Source organism: Cupriavidus sp. GW823-FHT06D04 (genome assembly GCF_058795055.1).
Map to the genome: position 1 here is coordinate 18,837 of NZ_JBXAHL010000041.1, position 19,514 is coordinate 38,350.

14 protein-coding genes and 1 pseudogene are annotated in these 19,514 nt (G+C 63.2%); 3 read left to right on the forward strand and 12 right to left on the reverse strand.

Annotated elements, in window-relative coordinates; all coding sequences use genetic code 11:
* Window positions 1-59 precede the first annotated feature (59 nt).
* From AC1Q7H_RS33135 to AC1Q7H_RS33170, 8 genes are all read right to left on the reverse strand, one after another.
* Window positions 60-1,304 (reverse strand): thiolase family protein, encoded by a 1,245-nt coding sequence (locus AC1Q7H_RS33135; protein WP_492382167.1) that lies wholly within the window; start codon window positions 1,302-1,304, stop codon window positions 60-62.
* Window positions 1,305-1,386: 82 nt separating this feature from the next.
* Window positions 1,387-2,670, reverse strand: coding sequence for an acyl-CoA dehydrogenase family protein (locus AC1Q7H_RS33140; RefSeq protein ID WP_492382168.1), 1,284 nt, complete (start codon window positions 2,668-2,670; stop codon window positions 1,387-1,389).
* Between the two features lie 14 nt (window positions 2,671-2,684).
* A complete protein-coding gene (locus AC1Q7H_RS33145) occupies window positions 2,685-3,134 on the reverse strand; it encodes a GFA family protein (protein ID WP_153955194.1) in 450 nt (149 codons plus the stop codon).
* Between the two features lie 19 nt (window positions 3,135-3,153).
* Window positions 3,154-4,710 (reverse strand): AMP-binding protein, encoded by a 1,557-nt coding sequence (locus AC1Q7H_RS33150; RefSeq protein ID WP_492382169.1) that lies wholly within the window; start codon window positions 4,708-4,710, stop codon window positions 3,154-3,156.
* 31 nt (window positions 4,711-4,741) lie between these two features.
* Window positions 4,742-6,025 carry an acyl-CoA dehydrogenase family protein gene (locus tag AC1Q7H_RS33155; protein WP_492382170.1) on the reverse strand — a complete coding sequence of 428 codons (1,284 nt, stop codon included), beginning with the start codon at window positions 6,023-6,025 and terminating at the stop codon, window positions 4,742-4,744.
* Between the two features lie 151 nt (window positions 6,026-6,176).
* Window positions 6,177-7,025 (reverse strand): enoyl-CoA hydratase/isomerase family protein, encoded by an 849-nt coding sequence (locus AC1Q7H_RS33160; protein WP_228772535.1) that lies wholly within the window; start codon window positions 7,023-7,025, stop codon window positions 6,177-6,179.
* A gap of 34 nt (window positions 7,026-7,059) precedes the next feature.
* Window positions 7,060-8,178 (reverse strand): saccharopine dehydrogenase family protein, encoded by a 1,119-nt coding sequence (locus AC1Q7H_RS33165; RefSeq protein ID WP_492382171.1) that lies wholly within the window; start codon window positions 8,176-8,178, stop codon window positions 7,060-7,062.
* 45 nt (window positions 8,179-8,223) lie between these two features.
* Window positions 8,224-8,925 carry a DUF1302 family protein gene (locus tag AC1Q7H_RS33170; RefSeq protein WP_492382172.1) on the reverse strand — a complete coding sequence of 234 codons (702 nt, stop codon included), beginning with the start codon at window positions 8,923-8,925 and terminating at the stop codon, window positions 8,224-8,226.
* 962 nt (window positions 8,926-9,887) lie between these two features.
* Here AC1Q7H_RS33170 and AC1Q7H_RS33175 point away from each other — a divergent pair.
* From AC1Q7H_RS33175 to AC1Q7H_RS33185, 3 genes and pseudogenes are all read left to right on the forward strand, one after another.
* Window positions 9,888-12,533: a LuxR C-terminal-related transcriptional regulator gene (locus tag AC1Q7H_RS33175; RefSeq protein WP_492382173.1), complete on the forward strand. Its 2,646-nt coding sequence runs from the start codon at window positions 9,888-9,890 to the stop codon at window positions 12,531-12,533.
* Between the two features lie 599 nt (window positions 12,534-13,132).
* A pseudogene (locus AC1Q7H_RS33180) lies at window positions 13,133-13,273 on the forward strand (IS630 family transposase); the annotation flags it as partial.
* A gap of 185 nt (window positions 13,274-13,458) precedes the next feature.
* Window positions 13,459-14,070, forward strand: coding sequence for a TetR/AcrR family transcriptional regulator (locus AC1Q7H_RS33185; RefSeq protein WP_492382174.1), 612 nt, complete (start codon window positions 13,459-13,461; stop codon window positions 14,068-14,070).
* A gap of 135 nt (window positions 14,071-14,205) precedes the next feature.
* On the opposite strand, the gene AC1Q7H_RS33190 is transcribed toward AC1Q7H_RS33185, so the two are convergent.
* The 4 genes from AC1Q7H_RS33190 to AC1Q7H_RS33205 form a co-directional block, all read right to left on the reverse strand.
* Window positions 14,206-15,384, reverse strand: a complete 1,179-nt coding sequence (locus tag AC1Q7H_RS33190; RefSeq protein WP_492382175.1) for an acetyl-CoA C-acyltransferase — start codon at window positions 15,382-15,384, stop codon at window positions 14,206-14,208.
* The gene (locus tag AC1Q7H_RS33195) at window positions 15,381-17,504 is read right to left on the reverse strand and encodes an FAD-dependent oxidoreductase (RefSeq protein WP_492382176.1); all 2,124 of its coding nucleotides are present in this window, start codon (window positions 17,502-17,504) and stop codon (window positions 15,381-15,383) included. Before AC1Q7H_RS33195 ends, AC1Q7H_RS33190 begins: the two co-directional genes overlap by 4 nt.
* Window positions 17,505-17,568: 64 nt before the next feature.
* Window positions 17,569-18,501 carry an electron transfer flavoprotein subunit alpha/FixB family protein gene (locus AC1Q7H_RS33200; protein WP_492382177.1) on the reverse strand — a complete coding sequence of 311 codons (933 nt, stop codon included), beginning with the start codon at window positions 18,499-18,501 and terminating at the stop codon, window positions 17,569-17,571.
* A 2-nt stretch (window positions 18,502-18,503) separates the two neighbouring features.
* Entirely contained in the window at window positions 18,504-19,253 is a 750-nt protein-coding gene (locus AC1Q7H_RS33205) for an electron transfer flavoprotein subunit beta/FixA family protein (protein WP_492382178.1), read from the reverse strand.
* Between the last annotated feature and the right edge of the window lie 261 nt (window positions 19,254-19,514).

The following is a 19,514-nucleotide window of genomic DNA, read 5'->3' on the forward strand; positions in this document are numbered from 1 at the left end:
TGCCTGATCAGCAGACTTCGAACAGCCCTGCAGCGATCGGCGTGAAATGGAGGCGGAGCTCATGACGCCTTGCTCAGGATGTTGACGGCCACGACGGCTTCTTCCACCCCCGCCAGGCCGCCGCCGTTTTCCTGCAGCGCGATGCGGGCGCCTTCCACCTGGCGTGCGCCGGCCTCGCCGCGCAGCTGCGTCACCAGTTCAAAGAGCTGGCCGATGCCGGTGGCGCTGAGCGGGTGGCCCTTGGACTCGAGGCCGCCCGACGGGTTGACCGGCAGTCGGCCGCCGAGCGTGAACTCGCCGCGCTCGGCCGCCGGGCCGCCTTCACCGGGGGCCACGAACTGCAGGTTTTCGACCTGGATGATTTCGCCCATCGCCGAGGCGTCGTGCACTTCGGCCACGTCGATATCGTCAGGGCCGACGCCGGCGATCTCATAGGCCTGCTGCGCTGCCAGGCGGCCCGCGGCCAGTTCGATCTGGTCAATGCGGCGGTGCGTGAAGCTGCGCATCACGCTGGCGGCCACCTTGATGCAGCGGCGGGGGTCTGCTCCGATGCGCTTGAGGCCCTCCTCCGTGCAGAGGATGGCCGCCGCAGCGCCATCGGACACTGGCGCGCACATCGGCAGCGTCAGCGGGTAGGTGATCGGCGGCGCGGCCAGCACCTCGTCGATCGTGTAGGGCTTGCGGATCTGCGAGAACGGGTTGTGTACCGAGTGGTTGTGGTTCTTCGCGCAGACGGCGGCCACCTGGCGCTGCGTGATGCCGTAGGTCTTCATGTAGTAGCGGCACATCGATGCATAGACCTGCATCACTTCGCTGTACGGCTTGTCCGACTCGGAGCCCGGCGGCACTTCTACGCCGGCGCCCAGCGACAGCATGTCGGCCAGGTTCTGCTCGGCGCGGCTCACGTCCCAGCCGCCCTGGAAGACGGTGAACATCTTGGCCTTGTCAGGGATGTTCAGCTTCTCGACGCCGAGCGCCAGCGCCACGTCGGTGCTGCCGGCGCGCAGCGATTGGATCGCCAAGTGGAAGGCCATGCTGCCGGAAGCACAGGCAGCCTCGACGTTGAAGGTCGGGATCCCCGTGATGCCGATCTTGCCGAACACGACCTGCCCGGGCACCAGGATCTGACCCTGCAGATAACCGTTGGTCGCACCCGCGTAGAAGGCGGTGCCGATGTCGCTGGCCTGGCAGCCCGCGTCCTTCAGGGCGCTATCCAGCGCCTCCTTGGCTAGGTTGTCCAGCGAGCGCTCCAAGTGTCGCCCGAAGACGGTCATCGCAATGCCGGCAACGTAGATGTCACTCATGTCGAGAGTTCCTTTGGATTCAGATCTTGCGTTAGGCCTGCTGCCAGAACTGCTGGCGCAGGTCCTTCTTGAGCACCCCGGATCAGGGATTGGACCAACCCTCCGCATAGAGCTGCTGACAAAGAAGCCCAAGCCGCATGATCACCGTGTAGCTTTCGCCATCGCCGATAAGCGAGGGGCGGGCGTCGCGGAACAGCTTCTCTATCGGATATTCGCGTGTAGTCCCTACCCCCCCGAAAAGCTGGAACGCCTCATGCGCCACTTTCATCGCTTCTTCGGTCACCGTCACTTTGTTGGATGCGGTGACATAGGGGTGGGCCCGCTCCGAAAGGCGTGCAAACGCGAGGGAGCGCCGAGACGTCGCGCGGGCCAGTTCAATCCGGCGCAGCATGTCGCCGAGACGATAACGGGTCAGCTGATGATCGATCAGCAGCCTTCCGCCCTGTTTACGTTCATGGCAGTACTGCAGCGCCATCTCGAAGGCCGCGCGGGCGAGGCCTACGAATATCGGCGACGTGTGCGCTCCGGCGTAAGTCCACACCGAAGCAAAGTTGCCGTAGTACTCGTCTTTCAACGCGACGGCGAAGCGTTTCGGCACACGAACGTTGTCAAAGTAGATTTCCCCTTGAGGAAGCGCGCGCAGGCCGATTTTTTCGAGCGGCTTGCCGCGCGAGACCCCGGGAAGGTCGAGAGGGATGATGACCCCGACACCGTGCGGCCGGCCGTTCTCATCGAGCCGTCCATCGCCATAGTCCGCGCCCATATAGGCGATCGCCACTTGCGCAACAGCGCCGTTGGACACCCACGCCGAGCTTTGCCCGTTGATTACGATTTCGTCGTCGCCTACCTTGGCCCACAGGCTGCCCTGATTGCCCGGCATTCCTTGTGGCCAGTCCCGCTCCATGTCGAAGACCTGGAAGTCACTGCCACGGTCGGGCTGCGTTCCGATCCAGCAGCCGATGCGACCGGCGCACAGTTCGGCGAGTTCCTGCTTTCCCACCGCAAGTGCCACTTGCATGGGAAAACTGGCGATGCCCAGCGACAGAGCCAGTCCGCTGTCGCCCCATCCAAGCTCCTCGGCGATCATTGACTCCATGCGCAAGCCCGTCTCCGGGGGCAGCGACGCGAACAGCGCGGGATCCACGCCGAGCTTCGCGAACTCCGAAAACATGGAGTAAAAGGGTGATCCAGGGGCGACGACCTGTTCGGCCGTCATCTTGTCGAGCTCGGTGCCCAGCGGACGCAAGACGTCCTTCGCGAAACGATGCATCGTCTTCTGGATGGCGCTCTCCTCTTCGGACAGCGGGGTCTCGAAGCCGGTGAGACTGACAGCCGGGAGCGTCAGGTCTTTCTTCAGGATCAGCATGATGGTTCCTTCGTTCAGGTGTTCGGTGCACCAGCGGGGATGCCTTGTTCGAACTTCGCAAGACGGGGGTCCATCACGTCCCACGGCTGGGCACGGCTGGTGAAGAGGTCCATGGTGGGCGGATACAGGCTGGCGTCATCCAGCGTGCCGGCCGAGATCAGCACGACCTCGGGCTTCTCGGCGATCCTGCCGAGCACCTGCGAGCCGCAGTTAGTGCAGAAGCCGCGCGACACGGCATGGCCGGCGTTGCTGGTGGAGGTGTGATAGCGCAGCTCGCCACGCACCAAGCGGAACGCCGCGGCGGGCACGATGCGCACCGACGAATACGCGGTGCCGGTGTAGCGCTGACAGACGCTGCAATGGCAGTTCAACGAGAAAAACGGCTCGGCCGAGCACTCGTAGCGAATCGCCTCGCAGGCGCACCCTCCGCTATACGAAATACCGGCAATGTGGATGTCACTCATGTCGAGAGTTCCTTTGGATTCAGATCTTGCGTTGGGCCTGCTGCCAGAACTGCTGGCGCAGGTTCTTCTTGAGCACCTTGCCGGCAAGACTGCGGGGCAACGATGCGATGAAGTCCACCGACTTCGGCGCCATCACGCTGCCCAGGCGCTCTTTGCAGAGCGCGATCAGTTCGTCGGCACCGACGCTCTGGCCGGGGTTCAGCTCGACGACCGCCTTGACGGCCTCGCCCCACTTCTCGTCGGGCACGCCGATCACGGCGCAGTCCTGCACCGCGGGGTGCGACCACAGCACCTGCTCGACCTGGCTCGGGTAGACGTTGAAGCCGCCCGTGATGATCATGTCCTTCTTGCGGTCGGTGATGTGCAGCCGGTGCTCGCCATCGAAGTGGCCGATGTCGCCGGTGTGCAACCAGCCGTCGACGATGGTCTCGGCGGTCTTCTCGGGATCCTTGTAATAACCCTTCATCACGATGTCGCCGCGCACGCAGATCTCGCCGGTCTCGCCGTCAGGCAGGATCCGCCCGTCGTCGTCCATGATCTCGACCCGCACCAGGGGGTTGGTGTGCCCCACCGACGACAGGCGCTCGTCGGACGCCAACTCCCCGCCCACCACGTGATCGTCTGGCCGCAGGATGGAGATGCCAGCCGGCGCTTCGGTCTGGCCGTAGCCGCCCATCATGATCGGCCCGAAGATCTCGATGGCCTTCTTGAGTTTCTCCACCGACATCGGCGCCGCGCCATACATCAGGTACTTCATCGACGAGAAGTCGGCTTCGGCGATGCCGGGCATCTCCAGCAGCCGGTAGATCACCGTGGGTGGCAGGAAGAACTCTGTCACCCGGTGCCGGGCCACGTTCTCGATCAGCGCGGCGGGATCGGGCTTGGTGAGCACCACCACCGTGCCGCCTTGCGCAGTGCAGGGCACCGACAACATGCCGGCCGCATGCGTCATCGGCGCCATCGTCAGGTTCACCGGCCGCGCGCCGTCCCGGTAGGGGCACATCATCAGCGAGAAGCCGACGAAGGTCTGCAGACTGCGGTGCGTGTTCATCACGCCCTTGGGCGTGCCGGTCGTGCCGCCCGTCGGCGTCAGCATGACCACGTCGTCCATCTCGTAGGGGACGAGCGGCATGGCCGCCGAGGCGTCCGCGAGCCAGGAATCCAATGACGGCGCCCAAGGGAGATCGGCGTCGATGCAAACCCAGTGCTTGACCTTCGTCAGGGTGCCGCGCAACGAGTCCACCACGGGCGCATAGGCGTTCTGAAAGAACAGGATCTCGCAGTCGAAGGTGTCGATGATGTAGCGGTTGTCCTCCGCCGAGCTGCGGGGATTCACCGGGATCCACACCTTGTTGGCGCGCCACAGGCCCAGCGTGCAAGTCCACGCGGTGACGTCGTTGCCCGACCAGACCGCGCCCTTGGCTTGCTTCGGCAGGCCGAGTGCCAGGAGCTTGTTGGCGATGCGGCAGGACAGCGCGCCCACCTCGTTGTACGTGTAGGCCCGCTCGTCCTGGATGTAGGCGGCGCCGGCCGGGTTCAAGCGCCAGCCACGGTCGAAGAAGTCGATGATTGCCATGATGTTGTCGTGCGAGTTCGGAAATCGGGGGTCAGGGGTTGGACCAGCCCTCGGCGTACAGCTGCTGGGCCAGCAGGCCCAGGCGCATGGTCAAGGTGTAGTTCTCGCCGTCCTCGATGAGCGCCGATCGCGCGTCGCGGAACAGCTTCTCGATCGGGTACTCGCGCGTGGTGCCGACGCCGCCGAAAAGCTGGAAGGCCTCGTGCACCACCTTCATCGCTTCTTCGGTGGCCGTCACCTTGCCGGAGGCCGTGATGTAGGGATGAGTCTGCGGCGACAGCCGCGCGAACGCCTGCACCCGTCGCGCCGTGGCGCGCGCCATCTCGATGCGGCGCAGCATGTCGCCCAGGCGATAGCGGGTCAGCTGGTGGTCGATCAGCAGCCGCCCCCCTTGCCGGCGTTCGTGGCAGTACTGCAGCGCATGCTCGAACGCCGCGCGCGCGACGCCGGTGAAGATGTGCGCCATGTGCGTGCCGGCATTCGACCAGGCCGACGCAAAGTTGCCGTCGTAGTCGTCCTTCAGCGCGATCGCGAAGCGCTTGGGGATGCGCACGTTGTCGAAGTAGATCTCGCCCTGCGGCAGCGCGCGCTGGCCGATCTTCTCCAGGGGCTTGCCGCGCGACACGCCGGGCAGGTCGAGCGGAACGATCGCTGCCACGCCGTACGGCCGGCCTTGCTTGTCATGCCGCCCGTCGCCATAGTCAGCGCTCATGTAGGCGACGGCCACCTGCGCCACCGCGCCGTTGGACACCCAGGCGGAGCTTTGGCCGTTGATGACGATCTCGTCCTTGCCGACCTGGCCCCACAGATTGCCCGTGTTGCCCGGCACGCCTGCCGGCCAGTCACGCTGCATGTCGAAGATCTGGAAGTCGCTGCCGAAGTCGGGCTTGGTGCCGATCCAGCACCCGATGCGACCGATGGTCAGATCGAGCAACTCCTGGTTGCCCAAGGCGGACGCCACCTCAAGGGCCATGCTCCCGGCCCCGATCGAGACGGCCAGGCCGCTGTCGCCCCAGCCGAGCTCCTCGCTGATCATCGACTCGATGCGCAACGCCATCTCCGCCGGCAGCGACGCCATCGCGGCCGGATCGAGGCCCAGCTTGGCGAACTCCGGCCACAGCGAGTAATACGGCGAGCCGGGCGCCACCACCGGTTCGGCCGTCATCTTGTCGAGCTCGGTGCCCAGCGGACGCAAGACGTCCTTCGCGAAACGATGCATCGTCTGCTGGATGGCGCTCTCCTCTTCGGACAGCGGGGTCTCGAAGCCGGTGAGGCTGACAGCCGGGAGCGTCACGTCTTTCTTCAGGATCAGCATGATGGTTCCTTCGTTCTGGTGTTCGGTGCACCAGCGGGGATGCCCTGGTCGAACCGAGTGAGGCGGCGATCCAGCACGTCCCGGCTAGTGAAGAGGTCCGCCAGTTCGCGCAGCACGAAGCGCGATTCCTCAAGGGGTACGAGGTACGAGTTCACTGGGTCTGCATCGAGGCGAGAATGCGGTCGATCGTGGCGGGCAAGTCGATCTCGCTCTCGCGCGTCTGGCCTTGCTTGATCAAGGCTTCATTGGCGCGGTGCAGGTAATCCTGCTGGCTTGCGGCGCGCATCGCGTCGTTCTCGGCCGCGAAGCCTTCGAACAGCGAATCGGCCATTGACGCGAACGTGCGCTTGATGACGTCGCGGTTGAACGCGATCGCGTGCGCCGGGCGCAGCGCGATGCGGCGCGCGAGTGTGTCGACATAGCCGCGCAGCTCGTCGTCCGCCAGCGCGCGGTTGACGATGCCGTACTGCTGCGCCTCTTCGCCGCTGAAGTCGCGGCCGCTCAGTGTCACCTCCAGCGCGCGCGCTGGACCGCACATCATCGCCAACCGCGTCATGCCGCCGCCGCAGGGCAGGAACCCCAGGCTGGTCTCGGGAATGCAGAAGCGCGCCGACTGGCTGGCGAAGCGCATCGTCATGCCCAGGATCATCTCGAGACCGCCGCCGCGGCACACTCCGTTGACCTCGGCGATGGTGATCTGCGGCAGGTTGCCAATGCAGGTGGTCAGCGACTGCAGGATGTTGATCTCGTCGTAGCGGCCCTTCGCCGCCGGGTCGGTCGATGCGGTCGCGAACTCGACGGCATCGAAGTGCGCGATAAAGAAATCGGCCACCGCGCTATCGAACACCACCACCTTGATCGACGGGTCGACCGTCAGGCGGCCGACCAGGCCAAACAGTTCCTTGACCATGCTGACGTTCAGCAGGTTCACCGGGGGGTTCTTGATCGACACGCGCATCACCGCGCCATCGACACGGGTGGCAAGCAATGGGTCACTCATGTTCATCTCCTTGTGTTTCGGATGGCTGCGGCGTTCAGACGATGCGCTCGACCTTCAGGTTCGAGAGTCCGTGGGTGCGCAACGCAGCGTGCAGCTCGCGATGGCCGAACGCCTGGCAGGGCGAGCGGAATCCGACGATGTCGTTCTGGCCGCGCGCCAGCCGCGTCGCGGCATAGGCCTGCAGGCAGGCCGTCTGCAAGTAGCCCCCGACCCCGTAGATCGTGCACTTGGCGGCCACGTTGGTGCCGCGGCCATGCGTCCAGTCCAGCGTCCGATGCACATGGCGCGACTCGCGCGGCGGCATCGCGGGCGTCATGTTCGCGGCCAGCTTGTCCATCAAGGGCACGAGCTGTTCTTCCGGAATCCATTGCAGCTGCACCTTGTAGCCTCGCTCCAGCTCCTGGAGCCGCTTGTACAGCTGCGGGTTGGACATCGCGACGGTCATCTTGCAGTTGCGCACCCTCGGATCCCCATGGAACCAGATCGGGTTCGACGTGCCGCCCCAATGGGTGCCCGTCACCACTGCGCCGGAGGGCAGCAGAACGTTCTGCACGTCCAGGTCCTCGTACTCGACCAGCTCGTTGTCGGCGAGGTAGCGCACCTTGTCTCGCATCAGCGAATCGAAGATGCTCTCGGCAGAATTCTGCGTCGGCACCGCCACGCCATACTCGAACATGTCGAGCGAGTCGATCCCCTCGGTCTCCAAGACGAAGCGCGCCGAGATCTCGCTGACGGAGTACATGTACGCCATCGACGGCACGACCAGCAGGCCGGCCTTGCGGAAGTCGGCGTCCCAGCGCTCGCGCACCTTCGCCACGTGGGTCTGCTCGCCCGCCGTGTCGAGGTAGTGGATGCCGGCCTTCAGGGCCGCCTCGATGACGGTGTTGGCGCGGCGTGCGAACGGCCCCACCGTGTTGCAGACCACGCGGTGGCCGCGGAACAGCTTGGCCAGCGACTCCACATCATGGTCGACCTCGGCGATCTCGTACTTGCAATCCTCGATGCCGGGCACCAACCGCATCGCTTCCTCGATCCTGGCGCGGTTACGCCCGGCCGCGATGAAGGGAACGCGGTAGTCGCGCAGGTACTCGGCCACCTGGCGGCCGGTGTAGCCGCTGGCACCGTAGATGACCACAGGGTAGTTGCTGCTCATGCTTTGTTCTCCATGAAACGGGTGTTGAAGGCCGCATGCGGCGGGTCACAGATCGACACGCGGAAAAGCGTCCAGGGGGTTGAAGCGGCCATGTAGCGGCATGTCGGTGCGGAAGGGGTCGTGCGCGAGCCCCTGGGCCGAAAAGAGGCGATCGCGAGACTGGTTGACCAGCCGTGATAGCGCGGCAAGGTCATGCTCCCGCCGCGGCGATGCTGAGCGCCCCCTGGTCGACGCTGGCCGTGGTTTCGGCGCTGAGCGCCCGGATCTGTCCAGCCGCTTCGCCGTGACCGTGAACCGAACGGGCGCGACGGACACCCGGTTGGGCACGGCGCCGCCGACGAACCCGGGGTTGTCGTTGCGCTCGTTGTAGACACTGTCATACCGGCCCAGCGCTCTCAGGCGGAAGCCTACGCTGGACGTGACCACATCCAGTTCGCTCAGCAAATCGACGCAGTTCGGGATCAGACCACGATTGAAGTTGCGATCGCCGTCATCTGCGTTCACATTTCCCAGGAGCGCTGGATTCTGCGAGTGCGTTCGAAACGCGGCGCTATAGCGCGCAGTGTTGTTCCACGTCACGCGCGTGTCCGACGCCTCTTCCGGCGGTGACACGTCCGCAGCGTGCACTGCGGGAAAAGTGGCCAGGAGGCTGGCCGTGCCGATGGCCTGCACTGCGGCCACAGGCTTCGTCGAAGTGAATCGAGAAAGCCCGACCTTAGGCAGCGGCACTTCATGGCGCATGGTCATATGTCTCCAATTTTTTTTGGTCGCGCTTTCGTCACGTAGTCAACGGATTGGCTATGAGGAGAACCTCACCGTCGAACGCCGTGCGCGATCCTTCGCGCACCGGTGTCGTCTTTCTGCAAGGCGACGAGTTCCAGAAGTCGGCAGGGCTCGCAGCCCGTGACGCCCCGATCCGGCACGCTGAGTAAAAGGTACGATTTACGCGGCTGTCACACCCCACCCCAGAAGAGTGGTAAGGGGGCGACCAGCGCGCTCTGGCGCGTTCGGCACGTTTCAATCGCGGGGAGCGGCACACTTCTTTGGCACGCACACAAAGCGGGCAGAGTCCTCGGTGGGCGGCAGAAGGTGCGGCAATGGCGGATGAGGATTAATGCCCCAGCAATGTTCCGGACGGAGGCACCAAATTTCCTCCAAAGCGTGCGTGGGGCGCGACGGGGCTGCTTGCGTCGAGCGGAACACGTCATTTATGCAGACCGGCTTGGACAGCCTATGGGCGAGTCCGCGCTGCGGCGCGGGGCTGCATGGACGCCCATGGAACAAGGTACTGCGGGGCTGCACTTCTGCCAGCGAGCCTGGCGCGCGTGCCGACCGGCAGATGGTGGAATCCCGGCTTAGGGAATGCGGTACGTGGCTTCAATCCAGAGTTGAGACATCACCCGTTGAAGAACTTGAAGAGTGAGTGGCGTCCGGACCACGTGGGAATGGAGGCGGCCAACCCTTCTATGTTTCCGCGCCCTAAGATATACTTTTCTTAACGCAGATCTGATAAAGGCCCTCGGTCGCTCCCGGCCGGAAACGGGATGTCCGGTGTCGCAACCGGCCGGACGGAAAAAACAATTAATGGTCTGCGAGCCCCCCGACGACCCATTGCAGAGCGGCGCACTCGCTGCCCCCCCGCGCAACTTTGGCGTGCGCGCGTCTCGGGGTAACCAAGATCTGATTTGGAGGAGACTGCGATCCGCACGTTGAGCCGAGATCCCGCACTGTTGCTCAAGGCCACTGCGCCGCGCGTGGTTCGTGGCTTTTTGGATCGAGAGCGTCTGCAACTCAGTCGCCTCGAAGTCGATGGGGCCCACGTGACGGTCCTGCTTGCACCCGCAGGGTTCGGCAAGACCTCGCAACTCAATCAATGGCGTCGCGAAGTGCTGGCACGGGGAGGCCTCGCCTTCTGGTATACGCTCGACAGTCGCGATGACCCCCTGCGCCTGGTAAGCGGGCTTACGCGTTCGGCCCAGTCAACATGCGGAAAGCTAGGTTTTGCAGATCCAGTCGTGGAGTGGATCGAAGCGCGCGATGACGCTCAGGAAGCCATGACCGGATGGCTGGCCGAAATAGCGGAACTATCGGTCGAGGTGCTATTGCTGCTGGACGATACCCACCTCCTGCCCACACCCGCCCGCCGGGAAGTCCTGAGCTATCTGCTGGGCAATGCACCAGCTAACTTGCACATTGCACTGGCCGCGCGGCCAACGGGCGCACTGGTGGCCAGCGGCACGCTGAGCACGGCCAAGGTCACACATGTGACTGCCTCTGATTTGCGCTTCCGGCCAGACGAAACTCTGACGGTGCTTTCTGCCGCGATGGGGAGCGGGGGCGACGTGGAAGCTGGAGTGCATCTTCACGAGTTGATTGAAGGTTGGCCCTTGGGCGTCCAGTTGGCGGTCGCTGCACTCAAGCGCGGTGGCGATCTTGAAGGACTGCTCGGGGCTGCGACGGCCGACATCCGCCGCTATTTCGTAGATGCCGTGATCGACCGACAACCAGCCGATGCCATCAATATGTTGATACGGCTGGCGGATTTCGATGTGATTCATGTCGACCTGTGTCCGGCAGTGCTCGAGCGCAGCGACCTTGCGCAGGAACTGCTACGACTACGAGACGAGACGCCGCTATTGCTGCAAGCCGAAGACAGCGACTGGATGCGCATGCATCCGCTCGCCCGCGAGATCCTCCGCGAGCGCCTGAACCATTTGCCTAAGGAGGAGCGACTTGCGATGTCGCAACGAGCGTGTGCCTGGTATGTCGGTCACGGACTATACGAGGAAGCAGCGCATCACGCCTTTATTGCCGGGGATGTCGAGACCGCCATTTCCCTCGTCGAACGTAGCAGTCATCAAATGACCGCACAGGGAAGGAGCGCCGCAGTGCTGGCGTGGTATCAGCGCCTGCGCCCGGATGAACTCCAGCAACGCCCCGGATTCTGGGCTCCAGTTGCCTGGGCCTTGGCCATGAGCGATCGACATGCCGAGGCGCAACCGCTTATCGATCTCATCCTTGCGCAACCTGAACTTGCGATCGGGGCGCGGTTCGAAGCAAATCTGATCGCTGGCGTTGCCGCGATATTTGCGGATCGCACCGACCGTCTGGCGGCAATTCTTGAGAAGTGGCCAGAACCGCCGCCGGAAGCGCGGCCCGACGAGACGCCGGTCCATTGCAACCTCAAGGCCTTTCTCGCTTTGTATCGCGGACAACCAGACCAGGCGCGACTGGAATCGAGCCGCATTGCCAATCTGGATCGGACGCAGGCGTATTCGCCAGTATCCTATGCATTCGCCGACTACATCACAGGTTTGAGCTACTTGTGGGAAGGCCGATGCGCTTTAGCCCACCAAGAGCTCCGACCCGCGCTGATCCGGGCGGAGGAGCGCTTGGGCCGTTGCCATCCGGTAACGTGCCTATTGGCGGCGCTCCTGGCGCACGCCAATTGGGAATGTGGACGGAGCGCTGATATCGCTGGGCTGTTGGCGGGGCGGTTGGCCGTGCTGAAAAGGCATGGCCTGCCCGATGCAGTGATTTCGGCCTATACGGTACTGGCACGCATCGCTGACCAGGAGGGCCGCCAAGACCAAGCGCTGGATTTCCTCGAATCGCTTTACGCCATCGGCCAAGCGCAGGCTATGCCACGTCTTCAAGCGACTGCGCAGCTTGAGCTGGTGCGTCTGCACGCAAGACGCGGCCGAACCGAGACCGTATTGGAACTGAACGCGCAACTTGATACCTTGCTTCGCGACCACTGCGCTCAAATCCGTGAGACGTCGCTCATACCCTGGGCAGACCTGCTCGCCGATCTCGGCCGTGCATATGCCTTGCTGGCCAAGGACAATACTCCATCCATCGCCGGAGCGCTCGAGGCCGCCGAATCTGCAGCAGCACTGGCGGCAAGCATGAAGCGCGGGCGGGATGCCGTAGAGTCTCGCCTCCTTCGCGCTGAAGCGCTACGGCGCCAAGGCTCTGGAGACGCATCTGCTGTGCGGGCCGAAGGGATGAGTCTGGCCCTGGCTGGCGGCATGTTACAGCTACTGCGTGAAGCGGGGGAACGAGCTGAAGTCGTCGGTGTGCGCTCGTCAGTAGCACCGGACCGAAGTGAACCGTCCCCTGCGCTCACTGCGAAACAGCAGCAGGTCCGCGCTACAGCCTTGTTGACGGCCAAGGAAAGGGAAATTCTGTCGTTGCTCAGCGGCAACCTGAGCAATAAGGAAATCGCACTAGCGATGGATTTGAGCGAAGACACGATCAAGTGGCACATGAAGAACTTGCTCAGCAAGCTCAACGCCGGTAGCCGCAAACATGCACTTGCGCGCGCGCGACAGCTTGGGCTGTTCGAAGATTGACAACGATTTTCAATGTTCTGAGCCGCTGGCGCCAGCCAACCACGCCGCGCCACTATGATCTGAAGCCAGAAGTGAAAGCCCCTAACGGCTTGCAACAAGTTCGCATTGATGCCGACAGCAGCGCGGCAGATTGGATGCCAGCGCGCGAGCTTAGCCACGCCATTGAAGCTGGCACCTCCTCCGCCCTGTCTACTCACTACCCCTACAGGGTGGGGCCACCAGCAAGCCCCCTTGCTAGTGTTCTGTCCCGCTGATACGTGAGCAAAGTCGCGTATCGCCTGGTCTGAAACCTCATTGGGAGTGGCGATTGTTTGAAAGCGATCTTGGGCGAGTCATTCTTGGTGCGGCAGCCGTCTTTTCGCTTGCTCGCAGTTGGTATCTCAATAGGCAACTCATTGAGGCTCGCGAAAAACTGGCGCGGCTGCTTGAACGGTTCCCTGGCGTTCGAGAATCGCTTTACGAGATGGAGCCCAGGCTAAAGCAAGAGCCCGGGGCACGGCGAGGCCAACACGAGGCTCAGGAGAGGAAGCACTCCTCGAAAGGCAGCATGAGATGAGCAGCAGAGTGTCCCTGAGCGATGTGGCCCAGAAATGGCTCGGGCTCATGGCTCGTTCAACAGCGTCAAGCAGTTGGTCCAGCGCATCGACCACTTCGTAGCCTCGTACAACGCGAACTGCCAGCCGTTTCGCTGGACCGCCACCACCGAATCGATTCTCGGGAAGTTGCATCGACTTTGCTAACGTATCAATTGGACAGGACACTAGCATCCCCTGGCATCGTGCGAGGGCTATACCTCGGCTCGCCGAAATTCGGGTAGATGCCAGGCATGGGTCGCTCGACTCCAGGCACAAATGAACCGCTCAGGGAAAGGCCTTACGTGACACAGACTCACCGCAGACGAAAGCAAGCCCGTCCCAAGGAAATCTTGGACGCGGCGCTCGCATTGTTCGTGGAGAAGGGCTTCGCAGCCGCTCGTGTGGAAGAGATCGCCGAACGCGCAGGCATGTCCAAGGGAACGCTGTACTTGTATTTCGCCAGCAAGGAAGAGCTTCTTAAGACCCTGATTGCACGGCGGCTTTCAACGGAGATTGCCGCGGCCGCCCAAAGGGCCGCCGCATATGGGGGCACTCATGCCGACCTGCTTCGGCAGTTGCTGGCCACATGGTGGTCACGTATCGCCGACGACCAGATCGGCGGCATCATCAAGCTTGTGATCTCCGAAGTTCGAAATTTCCCAGACCTTGTAGATTTTTGGCTTAACGAGATTGTTGAGCCAAGTCGTCGGTTGATCGGTGAGGTTGTGCGGAAAGGAATGGGTTGCGGTGAGTTCCGCCGTGTGGATCCAGACGTCGTCGTGCAGTCACTGGTGCTGCCCATGATCATGGTGTGCGTGCACCGCCATACCATCGGAGCATGTATCACGGTCGATCCTCTGCTTGATCCACCGGATTTTTTTCAGCAGCACGTCGATCTCGTGCTCCACGGCTTGACGTCTTGCAAGACCGCTGTTGCGTCGCCCTCGGAACTTCATTCCTGACCTGCAGATCTACCGAATTCGCGTTTTGGCAATCGAGCAGGGCAGGACCTTCGGCCTGAAACGGCCTTAGCGGCATCATTTGCACAGTGCATGGCAGGGGCAGGTCGCGCCGATACGCTCGCTGCCATGCAAATCTCAGGGCACCACTTCGAACAAGCCAGCCGCGCCCATGCCGCCGCCGATGCACATCGTGACGACGACGTAGCGCACGCCACGTCGCCTCCCCTCGATCAATGCGTGGCCAACCAGACGCGATCCGGTGAGCCCATAGGGATGCCCCACGGCAATGGCCCCGCCGTTCACGTTCAGACGTTCATCGGGGATCCCGAGGCGATCTCGGCAGTACAGGACCTGCACAGCGAAGGCCTCATTGAGTTCCCACAATCCGATGTCACCGACATCAAGTCCGGCCTTGGCCAAGAGCTTCGGCACCGCAAATACCGGTCCGATACCCATTTCATCCGGCTCGCATCCGGCCACCTGGAACCCGCGGAACACGCCCAGAGGCTCGATCCCACGCTGCTCGGCCACGCGCGCGCTCATCACAACGCAGGCCGAGGCTCCATCGGAAAGCTGGCTGGCATTGCCCGCCGTGATCACACCACCGGGCACAGCCGGACGAATCTTTGCGACTGCTTCAAGCGTGGTATCCGCACGGATGCCTTCGTCCCGTGCGACTGTCACGGCTTGAGTGGCAATGCGGCCATCCTTGTGGACCACGGCCATCGTGGTGTCCAGCGGTACGATCTCCGCGTCGAAGCGACCCGCCGCCTGCGCCTGCGCCGCGCGTTGCTGGCTTCGAACTCCGTATTCATCCTGCTTCTCGCGCGAAATCCCATAGCGCTTGGCTACGACCTCGGCGGTATCCAGCATGCCCCAGTAGAGCTCCGGCTTGTGTTCATCGATCCAAGCCTCCCGCTGATTGAAGGTATTGGCATGTGTCTGCACCATGGTGATCGACTCAATGCCGCCGGCTACGTAAATGTCTCCCTCGCCAGAGATGACGCGCTGCGCGGCGAGCACGATCGTCTGCAGGCCCGTGGAGCAGAAGCGATTAATCGTAAGTCCGCCGGTAGTCACCGGGCATCCAGCCCGCACTGCGACAACGCGGGCCATGTTCACGCCGGCAGCCCCTTCCAGGAAGGAGCTGCCGAGAATGACATCCTCCACTTCGGCCGCCTCGATGCCAGCCCGTGCAATCGCGTGCTCGACTACGTGACCGCCCATGGTCACGGGATGAGTCATGTTAAATCCGCCCTTGTAGGACTTGGCCAGGCCGGTACGGGCGGTTGAGACGATGACGGCGTCGGTCATAGATGCTCCGAATGGTTGAGGGTGCCGAAGGAATCGCCGCGCTCGGCCAAGCGGCAAAGCAACTCAGCAGGTTGCCAGAAGTCCGCGCCGCGCTGGTAGTCGGGCCGGCGCGAGACGCGTCGCATCGTTGTGATCACGTCAGCCAGGCCCCGTCGGTCGGCTGCGAACATCGGGCCGCCGCGCCAGCGAGGAAATCCGTAGCCGGCGGTGTATACCACGTCAATGTCGGAGGCTTGATGAGCGATGCCTTCCTCAAGAATTTTCGCCCCCTCGTTCACGAGGGCCAGCACCAGTCGGTCGGCGATCTCCTCGTCACTGATCGCTCGACGCTGCAGCCCCAGGCGCTGCGATTCGGCGACGATGGCGGCATTCACCTCGTCACTGGGCAGGGGGGGCCGTTGGCCCGGCATGTAGTCGTACCATCCGCGCCCGACTTTCTGTCCGTAACGCCCCAATTCCACCACTGCATCGAAGGTACGCGAGTAGACGAGTTCCGGGGTACGCGCGAGGCGCTGTTGGCGAATCTTAGCGCTCAGATCATTGCCAGCCAGGTCGCACACGCGGAACGGGCCCATGGACATGCCCCACTTCTCGATTGCGCGGTCCACCTGCTGCGGCAACGCGCCTTCGTCAAGCAGCAGCCCAGCCTGCATCAAATAGGACTCGAACATCCGGTTGCCGATAAAGCCCTCGCAAACGCCGGACACCACGGCGATCTTCCCGATTCGCCACGCGAGCGCCATCGCGGTTGCGAGGACGTCGGCCGAGGTGCACGCTCCACGCACGATCTCGAGCAGCTTCATGACGTGCGCCGGACTGAAAAAATGCAATCCCAGGACATCCTGGGGGCGTCGCGTGAAGGCGGCGATGCGGTCAACGTCAAGCATCGAGGTGTTGGTAGCGAGCACCGTTCCCGGTCGCGCAATGGCGTCGATCTGCTCGAAGACTTGGCGCTTGACCTCCAGGTCTTCAAACACGGCCTCGATCACCAGATCGGCGTCGCGCACCGCATCGAAACCGAGCGCGCCATGGATCAGTCCGAGCCGCTGTTCGAACTGCTGCCTTGTGAGCCGGCCCTTTTTCAGGTCCGCTTCGTAATGTTCACGTACTGTCGCGAGGCCACGGGCAAGTGCGGGCTGCTCGCGTTCGAGCAAGGTCACCGGAAGGCCCGCATTCGCCAGGCTCATTGCAATGCCTGTACCCATCGTGCCGGCACCGATGACTACCACCCGTTCAACCGTGCGAGGCATCACGTCACTCGGGAGGCCGCGAATCTCCGCTGCCTTTCGCTCAGCCAGGAAGGCGTGGCGCAGGCCAGCGAATTCCGGCGTCACTCGCAGCCGCGTGAAGGACTCCATCTCGCGTCGCAGGCCTTCCTTGAAGGGTTGCGTAACGGAATTCTCGACAGCATCGACGCAGGCAGACGGAGCCGGCATTCCTTGAGACTGTGCCTTCACGGTGGCTCGCGCAAAGGCGAAGAAGGCTTGTGCATTTGGCATCTGCAGCAACAATTTACTCGTTCGCCGAAGCGCTCCTCCTTCTGCACACCGCGCGGCGAGATCACGCGCCAGCGTCACTGCTGCCCCCAACGGCGGTTCATCGGTCAGCAAGTCGAACAAACCGCTGTCGCGCAACGAATGCGCTTCCCGTGTCTTGCCATAGGCGATCATGTTCAGCGCCAGCTCAGGGCCTACCAGACGCGGCAGGCGCTGCGTGCCGCCGGCCCCAGGCACGAGCCCAAGCTGTACTTCGGGCAATCCCACTTTTGTCTGGGCGTGGGCGACACGCGCATGGCATGCCAGCGCGAGCTCGAGGCCGCCGCCCAAGGCCATCCCGTGCGAGGCCGCCACAACAGGCTTTGATCCGCTCTCGATCAAGGTGAGAAGCTCCGCCGGCAGCGGCACTTGGGAAATCGCCGGAAGATCGAACTCCGTAATGTCGCCGCCACCGCTGAAGCCGCGGCCAGCGCCAGTGATGACGATGGCCCGCACTGCGGGGTCCGCCTGCACCGCATGAATTGCATCGGCCAGCCGACGGCGCAGCGCGAGCGCCATAGCGTTGATCGGCGGATTGTCCAGTGTGATCACCGCCACACCGTCGTTTACTTGGTAATGTGACACGGCAACCTCATATGTAAAGTCCCCAGGAGCGCGCTCTTCCTCGCTTGGGAGGAGATCGGGGCCTTCACAGTGCATTCACCAGTTCGGGAACCGCGGCGAACAAGTCCGCTTGGAGGCTGTAGTCGGCGATCTGGAAGATCGGCGCCTCCGGGTCCTTGTTGATCGCCACGATGACTCTCGCATCCTTCATCCCCGCCAGATGCTGAATTGCACCGCTAATTCCCACCGCGATGTACAGCTGTGGAGCGACGATCTTGCCCGTCTGCCCCACCTGCCAGTCGTTCGGTGCATAGCCGGCATCGACGGCCGCGCGGCTAGCTCCCATTGCAGCGCCAAGAATGTCTGCGAGCGGGGTCAGCACTGCGTCGAACTTCTCCTTCGAACTCAACGCCCGACCGCCCGAAACAACGATCTTCGCTGCCGTAAGCTCCGGGCGATCGCTCTTGGTCATCTCGCAACTGACGAAGCTACACCTTGGGCTCGGTGCCACGGCGGCCACCATTTCCACCACTGCGCCACCGCCAGTCTCCGGCGCAGCGTCGAAGGCGGTGGTACGCACCGTAAGTACCTTCACTGAATCGCTGGTCTGCACCGTCGCAATCGCATTGCCGGCGTAGATTGGGCGCTCGAATGTCTCCACGTCGATCACCTTGGTGATGTCGCTGATCTGTGCAACATCGAGCTTCGCGGCCACCCGCGGCGCGACGTTCTTGCCGTAGGCCGTCGCCGGGAACAGAATATGGCTGTAGCCGGCAGCGACCGCTAGCACCTGCGCGGCAACGTTCTCGGCCAGGCTCACACCGAGGCCGGCTGCGTCGGCATGGAGCACCTTGGCGACGCCTGTAATCTGCGCCGCGGCCCGGGCTGCCTGGCCGGCACTCTGACCGACGACCAGCACGTGCACATCGCTGTCAATCCGGCCGCCGGCAGTAACCGTATTCAACGTCGGCCCTTGGATCGAGGCGTTGTCGTGCTCGGCAATGACGAGAATGGGCATGGTCAGATCACCTTCGCTTCGTTCTTCAGTTTCTCCACCAGGGTGGCCACATCGGGCACCCTGACACCGGCCTTGCGCATTGGCGGCTCAGCCACCTTCAGCGTTTTCACTCGTGGCGTCACATCTACTCCCAAGTCAGAAGGCGTCACCGTATCGAGTGGCTTCTTCTTCGCCTTCATGATGTTAGGCAGCGTGACGTAGCGCGGCTCGTTCAGCCGTAGATCCGTGGTGATTACGGCGGGCAGCGAGAGCTTTACAGTCTCAAGGCCGCCGTCCACCTCGCGGTTCACCACGGCGTGGCCGTCAGCAATGTCGACCTTCGAGGCGAAGGTCGCCTGCGGGAAGTCTGCCAGCGAGGCCAACATCTGACCCACCTGGTTGCAATCGTCGTCGATCGCCTGCTTGCCGAGGATCAGTAATCGCGGCTGTTCACGGTCCACCAGCGCCTTCAGGAGCTTGGCCACCGCGAGCGGCTGCAGTTCGACGTCGGTTTGGACGTGGACGGCGCGGTCGGCCCCCATCGCCAGCGCGGTACGCAGCGTCTCCTGACATTGCGCCACGCCGCAAGACACGGCGACGATCTCGCTCACTACACCTTTTTCCTTCATCCGCACAGCCTCTTCGACGGCTATCTCGTCGAAGGGGTTCATACTCATCTTCACCGTGGCAAGGTCGACGCCGGTGCCATCCGACTTGACCCGGACCTTGATGTTGAAATCCACGACCCGTTTTGCGGCGACTAATGCCTTCATAAGGCCTCCTACTCTCCACAATCCCAAGACTTTTTCCACCCGCTTCGCACGGGTGCAAAGGCGATCCGGCGCAGTCTACGAACCGCCGGCCGGAATCGAACCCCCCTTCAAGGGTGGCCCGCACCCGGCCTGGGATCGGCGATAGTTCAAGCACGCGAAAGCGCTCGAGCGCGGAAGTCCCTAAATTTGCGCCGAGGTCAACGAACCGAGGTACTAACCCGTCGCGCTCCGCTCAGCATCATCGCGAGGAAGTCTTCGACC

What these genes read in the sequence shown, in the direction of transcription:
- AC1Q7H_RS33150 (WP_492382169.1), bottom strand. Translation starts at nt 4,710, where the DNA reads ATGGCAATCATCGACTTCTTCGACCGTGGCTGGCGCTTGAACCCGGCC.
- AC1Q7H_RS33155 (WP_492382170.1), bottom strand. Translation starts at nt 6,025, where the DNA reads ATGCTGATCCTGAAGAAAGACGTGACGCTCCCGGCTGTCAGCCTCACC.
- AC1Q7H_RS33190 (WP_492382175.1), bottom strand. Translation starts at nt 15,384, where the DNA reads ATGACCGACGCCGTCATCGTCTCAACCGCCCGTACCGGCCTGGCCAAG.
- AC1Q7H_RS33135 (WP_492382167.1), bottom strand. Translation starts at nt 1,304, where the DNA reads ATGAGTGACATCTACGTTGCCGGCATTGCGATGACCGTCTTCGGGCGA.
- AC1Q7H_RS33205 (WP_492382178.1), bottom strand. Translation starts at nt 19,253, where the DNA reads ATGAAGGCATTAGTCGCCGCAAAACGGGTCGTGGATTTCAACATCAAG.
- AC1Q7H_RS33145 (WP_153955194.1), bottom strand. Translation starts at nt 3,134, where the DNA reads ATGAGTGACATCCACATTGCCGGTATTTCGTATAGCGGAGGGTGCGCC.
- AC1Q7H_RS33165 (WP_492382171.1), bottom strand. Translation starts at nt 8,178, where the DNA reads ATGAGCAGCAACTACCCTGTGGTCATCTACGGTGCCAGCGGCTACACC.
- AC1Q7H_RS33160 (WP_228772535.1), bottom strand. Translation starts at nt 7,025, where the DNA reads ATGAGTGACCCATTGCTTGCCACCCGTGTCGATGGCGCGGTGATGCGC.
- AC1Q7H_RS33170 (WP_492382172.1), bottom strand. Translation starts at nt 8,925, where the DNA reads ATGACCATGCGCCATGAAGTGCCGCTGCCTAAGGTCGGGCTTTCTCGA.
- AC1Q7H_RS33140 (WP_492382168.1), bottom strand. Translation starts at nt 2,670, where the DNA reads ATGCTGATCCTGAAGAAAGACCTGACGCTCCCGGCTGTCAGTCTCACC.
- AC1Q7H_RS33200 (WP_492382177.1), bottom strand. Translation starts at nt 18,501, where the DNA reads ATGCCCATTCTCGTCATTGCCGAGCACGACAACGCCTCGATCCAAGGG.